The sequence below is a fragment of the Streptomyces sp. NPDC058678 genome (genome assembly GCF_042714835.1).
Taxonomy (GTDB): Bacteria; Actinomycetota; Actinomycetes; order Streptomycetales; family Streptomycetaceae; genus Streptomyces.
Window position 1 is genome coordinate 1 of the sequence record NZ_JBHXSG010000145.1, and the last position, 8,014, is coordinate 8,014.

The 8,014-nt window shown below is 73.3% G+C and carries 7 protein-coding genes; 2 read left to right on the plus strand and 5 right to left on the minus strand.

All coding sequences use genetic code 11. The features are described from left to right. Nucleotides 1–104: 104 nt before the first annotated feature. The 5 genes from ACFWWR_RS47915 to ACFWWR_RS47935 all read right to left on the minus strand — a co-directional run bounded on the left by ACFWWR_RS47915 (nucleotide 105) and on the right by ACFWWR_RS47935 (nucleotide 6,442). Nucleotides 105–533 carry an OsmC family protein gene (locus ACFWWR_RS47915; protein ID WP_383878202.1) on the minus strand — a complete coding sequence of 143 codons (429 nt, stop codon included), beginning with the start codon at nucleotides 531–533 and terminating at the stop codon, nucleotides 105–107. Between the two features lie 61 nt (nucleotides 534–594). After that, nucleotides 595–2,394, minus strand: a complete 1,800-nt coding sequence (locus tag ACFWWR_RS47920) for a hypothetical protein (protein ID WP_383878204.1) — start codon at nucleotides 2,392–2,394, stop codon at nucleotides 595–597. Continuing rightward, entirely contained in the window at nucleotides 2,391–3,452 is a 1,062-nt protein-coding gene (locus ACFWWR_RS47925) for an ATP-binding protein (RefSeq protein WP_383878206.1), read from the minus strand. Before ACFWWR_RS47925 ends, ACFWWR_RS47920 begins: the two co-directional genes overlap by 4 nt. A 190-nt stretch (nucleotides 3,453–3,642) precedes the next feature. Then, nucleotides 3,643–5,751: a phage holin family protein gene (locus ACFWWR_RS47930; protein ID WP_383878208.1), complete on the minus strand. Its 2,109-nt coding sequence runs from the start codon at nucleotides 5,749–5,751 to the stop codon at nucleotides 3,643–3,645. Nucleotides 5,752–6,010: 259 nt separating this feature from the next. Beyond that, entirely contained in the window at nucleotides 6,011–6,442 is a 432-nt protein-coding gene (locus tag ACFWWR_RS47935) for a hypothetical protein (protein WP_383878210.1), read from the minus strand. 85 nt (nucleotides 6,443–6,527) lie between these two features. Between ACFWWR_RS47935 and ACFWWR_RS47940 the strand changes: the two genes are divergently transcribed. Together ACFWWR_RS47940 and ACFWWR_RS47945 are read left to right on the plus strand one after the other, a co-directional pair. Then, nucleotides 6,528–7,301 (plus strand): MBL fold metallo-hydrolase, encoded by a 774-nt coding sequence (locus ACFWWR_RS47940; protein ID WP_383878212.1) that lies wholly within the window; start codon nucleotides 6,528–6,530, stop codon nucleotides 7,299–7,301. After that, entirely contained in the window at nucleotides 7,298–7,924 is a 627-nt protein-coding gene (locus ACFWWR_RS47945; protein WP_383878214.1) for a DedA family protein, read from the plus strand. The genes ACFWWR_RS47940 and ACFWWR_RS47945 overlap by 4 nt, the downstream gene beginning before the upstream one ends. Nucleotides 7,925–8,014: the final 90 nt, after the last annotated feature.

The window sequence follows — 8,014 nt, forward strand, 5'->3', positions numbered from 1 at the left end:
ATCCCCCTCAATTTTAACCCCACGCCCCAGACACCCAAACCCCCCCTCCCCGGCCCCCCCGCGGCGGGCGCCCCCCCCCCCACGGTCGTGGTGTGCCGGTCCGGTCAGGCGAGCTTCGCGGACAGGGTGATCGGTACGGCCTTCAGGGCCTGGCTGACGGGGCAGTTCACCTTGGCGTCCTCGGCGGCGGCGACGAAGCCGTCCTCGTCCAGGCCGGGCACGGTGCCCTCGACGGTGATGTGGATGCCGGTGATGCCCTCTCCCGGCTGGAAGGTGACGTCGGCGGAGGTGACGAGCTTGGTGGGCGGGGTGCCGGCCCCGGCCAGGGCGTGCGAGAACGCCATGGAGAAGCAGCTGGAGTGGGCGGCCGCGATCAGCTCCTCGGGGCTGGTCTTGCCGTTCGCCTCCTGCGTGCGAGCAGCCCACGTCACCGGCTGCTGGTCGATGGCGCCGGAGGAGTCGAAGGTGACGACTCCGTTGCCCTCGAGCAGGTTGCCTTCCCATACGGTGTGTGCGGAGCGCGTGGTAGCCACGGTCATTCCTTTCCTATGGTCCCGGAACCGGGTTTCGGACTCCATACGATCACACTCCGGCTCAGCTCACCCGGAAGACCGGCCCGCGGGCGCTGAACGGCAGCCGCGCCCCCTGCGGGATGAGGTAGGCGTGCTCGCGCCGCACCCGCAGGACGTCGCACCAGCCGTCGGTGATCACCAGGACCGGAGCGGCGGGCGGGAAGTCGTCCGCGCGGTGCAGCAGGTCGATGCCGGGCTGCAGCACGGTGCCGCCGCGGCCGTGCACCCGCACCCGGCCCGCGATGTCCGTGACCGGCAGATAGCCGGCGTCGTGCGGGGCGGCGTCGCAGAACACGACCCGGGCGGCCGGTACGTCACGGGCCTCCGCGTACGAGGCGATCGCGCCCAGCGCCTTGCCGAGCAGGACCCGGTCCATGGAGCCGGAGGTGTCGAGGACGACGCCGAACGTGCAACGGGCGATCTCCTCGGGCGGGAAGTGGCGTCCCGCGCGCGGGATGTCGGGCGTGGCCGCCTGACGGCGGGAGGGGCGCGCGAACGACCGTACGGGCTCCGGGCGGGGCACGAACTCGTCGAACCAGCGGGCGAGTCGGGCGTCCCAGGGCAGTGGGGGATGGCTGAGCGCGCGGATCTCCTGGACCAGGCCGCCGGGCAGGAACCCGCGGTCCTGCCCCTGGTGCAGGTCGAGGCCGTGGGCGAGGCCGCGCCGGTAGAACTCGTCGAGGTCGACCGAGGCGCCGGTCGGGCGGAGCGGGCCGCCCAGGATGTCGCCGCGGCCCTTGCCGCGCAGCGTGGACAGACGGCGCATCCGCCGCAGGTCGACGGCGATGCGGTCGTAGACCTCCTCCGCGGAAAGGGCGGAGAGTTCCGGGTCGTACAGCAGCCCCGCGGGCATGGTGCCGACCTGCATCTCGGTCAGCCAGCCGTTGATGACGTAGTCGCAGGCGACGTTGAAGAGGTACGGGTCGCGGGTGCCGCAGCGGTCACCGTGCCGCAGGGCCGCGTGCAGCATCTCGTGCGCGAGGACGAACCGCCATTCCTCGTCGTCGAGTTCGCGCAGCGGGTTGACGTAGATCTCACCCGCCTCGGCGTTCACCGCGGCGACGGAGATGTCGTGGGCGCGGGCGACTTCGGCGTCGGCGATGAGGGTGATGCCGGCGGCGATGCCGCCGAGCAGCGGGTAGGAGGACACGAACCAGCTCAGGGCCCGTTCCCAGGGGCGCAGCCGGGTGGGGCCGCCGGTCATGGAGTCGCGGCGGCCGCCCGCCAGGTCGAGGGCGGTGGACATGGTGCGGGTCAGGGCGGTCGCGAACGCCGCCTGCCAGTCCGGCACGTGCGGGTCCCACTTGCTCCAGGGCACGAGGAGCTGGTCGGCCTCTTGGCCCGCCGTACCGCAGTGCTCGTACGCGCCCGGGATGCCCGCTCGCCGCCAGCCGGCGGCGAGTTGCTCCTCGTCACCGCCGGGGTAGGACGGCGGCAGACGGTCCGGGGCCCGGCCGACGGGGGAGGTCAGCAGGAAGCGGTTGACGACCGTGCAGCGGGCGGCGAGGTCGTGGCGGTCGGGCTGGACGCGCTCGCCGTGGGCGGCGGGGACGTGGCCGAAGCCGAGGTGGAGGAGGGCGTGGGCGATGGCCCAGGCCCAGGCGTCTGGCTCGGCGAGGCGGGTGGGGTGCAGGTGCACTCGGCCGTTGGAGGTGACGCGGGCGAGGCCGTCCCGGGGAGCCAGTTCGCACTCCTCGTCGCGGCAGGTCGTGGCGTCGATCGCGGCGAGCGCCGGGTTCGCCCGCACCAGCCGCAGGCCCTCGGCGCATGCCTCGGCGGCCGGGTCTCTCTTGGGGGCGGGCTGCTTGCGGCCGCGGCTCATCTGCGGGCCTCCACCAGCCGGGGCATGTCGCGGGCCGCCTCGATGAGGAACCAGGCGGGCAGGAGGGGGTTGCCGTCGTTGTCGGAGGCGATAACGCTCTGGGCGATCTCGACGGAGATCTCGGCGAGTTGCACGAGCAGTGACTTGGCCCGGTAGGCGGTCTGGCGGCCGTTGGCCGACATGTGGTCCTTGCTCGCCGGCAGTTCCTTGACGAGACGGCCGCGGAAGGACTCGGCGAGGTAGTAGAGCAGGTCGCGGTCCTCGAGGCGGTTCGGCCAGCGGGCGTCGCCCTTGAGGATCGCCTCGATGCCGAAGCGGCTGCGCACGATCTTGACGTAGCCGCAGAACGCGGTCGCGTGCGCGGGTGTGAGAGTGCCGTGGGCCAGCACCTTCAGGGTGCCCTCGTCGAGGCCCTGGCCGAAGGAGTGCAGGGCGTCGGAGAGCATGTGCCAGGAGCGGGGCGTGGAGAACGGTTCCTCGGTCTTCGGCGGCTTGGACCACAGGTGGTCGGGCCGGTCGGTGAGGTGGTCGAGGATCCACGGGTGGATGCCGTTGCCCGCGGCCCAGACGAGCCAGTCCTTGGCGGAGGCCTCCAGGTGCACGTGGGTGAGGCGGTTGACGAGGGCGGAGGCGATGGGACGGGCGAGGGCGTTGTCGGTGGCGCGGTTGCCGGCGCCGATGACGATGGAGCCCTCGGGGAGTTCGTAGGTGCCGACACGGCGGTCCAGGATCAGCGAGTAGAACGCCTTCTGCACGTCCGGTGTGGCCGCGTTCAGCTCGTCCAGGAACAGGCAGTACGGCTCGTCGCGGGCGATGGTCTCGGGCGGGCAGAACACCGAGCGGCCGTCCCGGATCTGGGGGACGCCGATGAGGTCCTCGGGGGCGAGCTGGGTGCCGAGCAGGCTCACGCACTCGAGGCCCAGTGAGTCGGCGAAGTCCCGTACCAGGGAGGACTTTCCGATGCCGGGGGCGCCCCAGACGAAGACCGGCCGCACGGTGGCGAGGCCCAGCAGCAGTTCGGGGAGGCGGGAGGGCGTGACGGTGACGGCTGCCTGCAAGTAGGGGCTCCTGGGGGATGTTCGAGGAGGGCGCGCCGGTGTGCGGCGTCCGGTGCGAACAGTGTGGGTGCGGCGGTCGGCGGGCGCAGCCCATTTTCCGGGGGCCGGCGTCGGCGGTGTACCACCGCAGCCGCCTTCGGGTGGGGCGCGGGCAGTTGCGCGGGGTGACCGGCGCCGGGAGGGCGGGGGTTCAGGCGGCGCGTCGGTCCTGGCGCGCCGTCAGCGGTACTTGGGGGCCGTCCGTCTCGCGCAGCCAGCGGCGCAGCACCCGGTGGATGTGTTCGGCTCCGGCGAGGTGCGTGCCGTCCTCGGCGGGTGCGGACAGGGCGAGCGGCGACAGCAGGAAGGCCTTGCCCTGGGCGCCGCCGAGGCCGCCGTGCGAGCCGATCTGTTCCTCGAAGGCGAGGACTTCGCCGTCGGCGGGGTCGTACCAGGAGTTGACCATGATGTCGGCTGTGTGCGGGAAGGAGTGGGTGCGGCGGACGGCGTCGGCGGCGCCGGGCCCGAAGTCGGCGAGCGGGCCGGGGTTGTCGTCGAGTTCGTCCAGGGGGATCTCGGTGCCGAACGGGCCGAGGACGACTCCGCCGTGCTCCTCGCTGCGCACGAGCAGGAAGCCGATGCCGGGGTGGTTGGCGAGGGTCGTCAGCAGGGCGGGGTGGCGGGCGTCGATCTCCTCCTTGCTCATCCGGTGCGGTACGTCCGGGAAGGAGACCAGGCCGAGGTTGCCGGAGGCCAGCACGATGGGCTCCGAGCGGGGGCCGGAGGGGCCGTACTGTTCGCCGCCCTCCTCGACGGGCCGGTGCAGTGCGGTGCGTACGGCCGCGCGGGCCTCGGCACCGCTGTGGGTGCGCCGCGCCTTGCGGGGCACGGGCAGTCCGCAGCCGGCCCGGACCAGGTCGCCGAGGGTGAGGCCGTAGCGGGTGCGGAAGGTCTCGCCGGGGCTCTGGCCGTGGTCGGACAGGACGACGATGCGGTACGGGCGGGGGGCGTGCTCGGTGACGTTCTCGATCAGGGCGAGGGAGCGGTCGAGGCGTTCGAGGACCTTGAGGGCGTCGCGGCTGGTGGGCCCGGAGTGGTGGGCCACTTCGTCGTACGCGACGAGGTCGGCGTAGACGGCGGTGCGGCCGGCGAGCATGTCGCCCGTGACCGCGGCGACGACGACGTCGCGTTCGACGACGGTCGCGAAGGCGCGGATGAAGGGGTAGAGGCCGCCGCGTCCCACGCGCGGGCGGACCTTGCGGGTGCGGGCGAGGGTGGACTGGCCGATCTCGCGGCCGGCTTCGGCGACGAAGGACATGGCGGTGCGCACGGCGTTGGCCGGGTCGGAGAAGTAGGCGAAGTAGCCCGCCCTGGAGCGGTTCTCGCGGCTGCGGCGGCGGGTCGCGATGGACAGCACGAGGGCCTGTTCGTCGGCGCCGCCGGAGAAGAGGTTGCCGCGGCTGGCACCGTCGGCGCCGAGGAGGCCGCCGTCGCCGGTGGCCTCGACGGCGCGGCGCTGGAGTTCGGCGGCGCTGGTGGGGCGGTTGCAGACCATGACCTCGCCGCGGTCCTTCTCGTACCAGCGGAAGGCTGGCACGTCGTGGTTGCTGCCGTGCAGGATGCCGAGCTGGCTGGCGCCGGTCTGGCTGGACCAGTCGGTGCGCCAGGGGTTGAGCCGGTGGGTGGGCCGGCGTCGGCCCCCGCCCCCGCCGGCGTTGCCGTTGTCGCTGTTGCCGAGCCAGCGGGCGACGGTGGGCATCAGGCCCCGGCCGACCGCGTCGAGCAGGATGTCGTGGCCGACGCCGTCGAGCTGTATGAAGACGGTGCCGGGGCTGGCCGGGCAGGCCGGGCCGCCGCCTCTGCGGCGGCGGTCGGCGAGGCGGTACAGGCGGCGCCGGTAGGCGTCGTCGTCGCGCACGGCCAGGGTGGCGCCGGTGGCCGAGGCGACGGCCGACATCACGGCGGCGACGACGACCGCGGTCTCCGGAGCGGCGTCACCCTGCTCGGCCGGGTTCAGCCGCAGGGCGAGCAGCAGCAGCGCGCCGTTGAGGAAGAAGACCAGCAGGCCCAGCACCAGCGCGGGCACGAGCAGCAGCAGGCGCACCAGGAGGGGCCAGAACAGGGCCGACAGCAGACCGAAGGCGCCCGCCCCGAACGCGGCGGTGACGGCGATGCGGGTGGCGCTGTCGCCGTCGGGGGACTGCAGCCGGAAGTCCGGCAGGATGCCTGCCAGGACGAGCATCGTGAGGGTGGAGACGGCCCACACCGCGACGCTCCGCCCGATCTGACTGGCGACCCGCCGCCAACGCCCTCCACGCACGCCCAGCACACCTCACGTCCCGGCCCGGCCCGTCATCGGTGCGGGCCCGGGGCAAGCCTGTCATACGGGTCCGTCCGAGCGGCCTGCTCAGCGGGCCAGGGGGCTTCTGATGGATCTCCGCGGGAGAAGGAGCGGCGTTCGGTGCGTGCTCTCGGCGTGCCGGGCGGGAGTCCTCGTAGCGGAGCTACTAGGGCTTTTGCCCGGTGCGGCGAGAGGGCGTGCCGGGCGTCGCGACGCCGCGGTGATCCATCAGAGCCCCCTAGCGCCCGTCGTACCCGGCTGTCGGCATGGACAGTCTCCGGTGCACCCGGGCTTTCATCTGGGCGTCGTACGACGGCTCCGCGCGCCCGACCGTCTCGACCCGCACCCCGCGGCGCGCGCACTCGGCGGTGAACTCGTCGACCGACGACAGGGCGCTGCGCAGGACGCGCAGGCTCGGGGCGACGAACACGTCGCGGCCGGGCCGGACGCCCTCCCACAGGACGCCGTGGTCGGGCCGGAGCCCGCACACCAGGAGTTCCCGGGTGACGACGTGGCCGCGTTCGGCGGCCCAGCGGGCGCACATCGCGTGCTGGCTGCGGGAGTCCACCAGGAAGGGGTCGTCGTCGAGCGCCTCCAGGGGCGTCAGACTGGCGATCGCCGTGACACGCAACGGCGGGCGCGTGCCCGAGGCACCGCGAACCTCTCCCATGGAGTCCCCCCTCACCTCCGGGTTTCGCCGCCGACCCTACTCCTGCCCGTAGGCTTCGGGGGAGTCGCGCGAAGGAGGCAAAGAGGTGCCGGTGGAGATCACCTGGTGGGGTCACGCCACCTGCACGGTCACGGATTCGGACGTACGTGTGCTCACCGACCCTCTATTCGCCCGCCGTCTCGCTCATCTGCGGCGCCGTCGCGGGGCGTTGCCGCCGCCCGGCGCCTGGCGCGCGGACGTCGCGCTGGTGTCCCATCTGCACGCCGACCATCTGCACGTCCCCTCGTTGGCGCGGCTGGCACCGGGCACGCGCCTGCTCGTGCCCCGGGGCGCACCACGGTCGGTGCCGGGGCTGCGCCGGCTCGCGCATCTGAGGGTGAGCGAGGTGGCTCCCGGGGACGAGACGAGGATCGGCGACCTGCTGGTCCGGGTCGTGCCGGCCCGGCACGACGGCAGGCGGCTGCCGCTCGGGCCGCACCACTCCCCCGCCCTCGGCTTCGTCGTGGAGGGTGAGGGCCGTACGTACTTCGCCGGGGACACCGGTCTGTTCGACGAGATGGCGAAGGAGGTCGGTCCGGTCGACGTGGCGTTGCTGCCGGTGGGCGGATGGGGCCCCTACCTCGGCGAGGGGCACCTGGACGCGGGGCGGGCCGCGCAGGCGCTGGCCCGGCTGGCGCCGCGCAGTGCGGTGCCCGTGCACTACGGCACGTACTGGCCGATCGGGATGGACGCGGTGCGCCCGCACGAGTTCCACACGCCGGGCGACGAGTTCGTGCGCCTCGCGGCGGAGCGGGCACCGCGGGTGGCGGTGCACCGGCTGGACCACGGGGAGAGTGTGCGGCTGGAGGCTGCCCGGTGACGTGGCTCGCGGCCGTCTCGACCGGTGTGACGCCGGAGTCCACCCAGCAGGCGATCGGCTATCCGACGCTGTTCGTGCTGGTGCTGCTCGGGGCGCTGGTGCCGGTGGTGCCGACGGGGGCGCTGGTGAGTTCGGCGGCCGTGGTGGCCTTTCACCAGACGGCGCCGTTCGCACTGGCGCTGGTGTTCGTGACGGCCTCGGCGGCCGCGTTCCTCGGTGACATCACCCTGTACTGGCTGGGGCGGCGCGGCATGCGGTCGAAGAACGGCTCGCGCTGGCTGGAGGCGATCCGCTCGCGTGCGCCCGAGGACCGGCTCACCCAGGCCCAGGCCAAACTGGCCGGTCACGGGGTGGCGGTCCTGGTGCTGTCCCGGCTGGTGCCGGCCGGCCGGATCCCGGTCATGCTGGCCTGTCTGATGGCGAAGTGGCCGATGCGCCGCTTCGCCCGCGGCAACCTCCCGGCCTGTCTGGCCTGGGCGGTGACCTACCAGTTGATCGGGATCCTGGGGGGATCGCTGTTCAGCGAGCCCTGGCAGGGCGTGCTGGCGGCGGTCGCGCTCACCGTGGTGATCAGCGCGGCGCCGAGTCTGTGGAAGCGGGTCCGCCGGCCCGCGAAGGCCTAGGTGTATTGACCCGCAGCGTTGTTCACACGGCTGATGGGTGGCTTGCCTCCGAGTGCGGTGTGGCAGCGGTGGTGGTTGTAGGTGTGCAGG

Coding starts and splice junctions, on each gene's coding strand:
- ACFWWR_RS47935 (WP_383878210.1), bottom strand. CDS start 6,442: ATGGGAGAGGTTCGCGGTGCCTCGGGCACGCGCCCGCCGTTGCGTGTC.
- ACFWWR_RS47920 (WP_383878204.1), bottom strand. CDS start 2,394: ATGAGCCGCGGCCGCAAGCAGCCCGCCCCCAAGAGAGACCCGGCCGCC.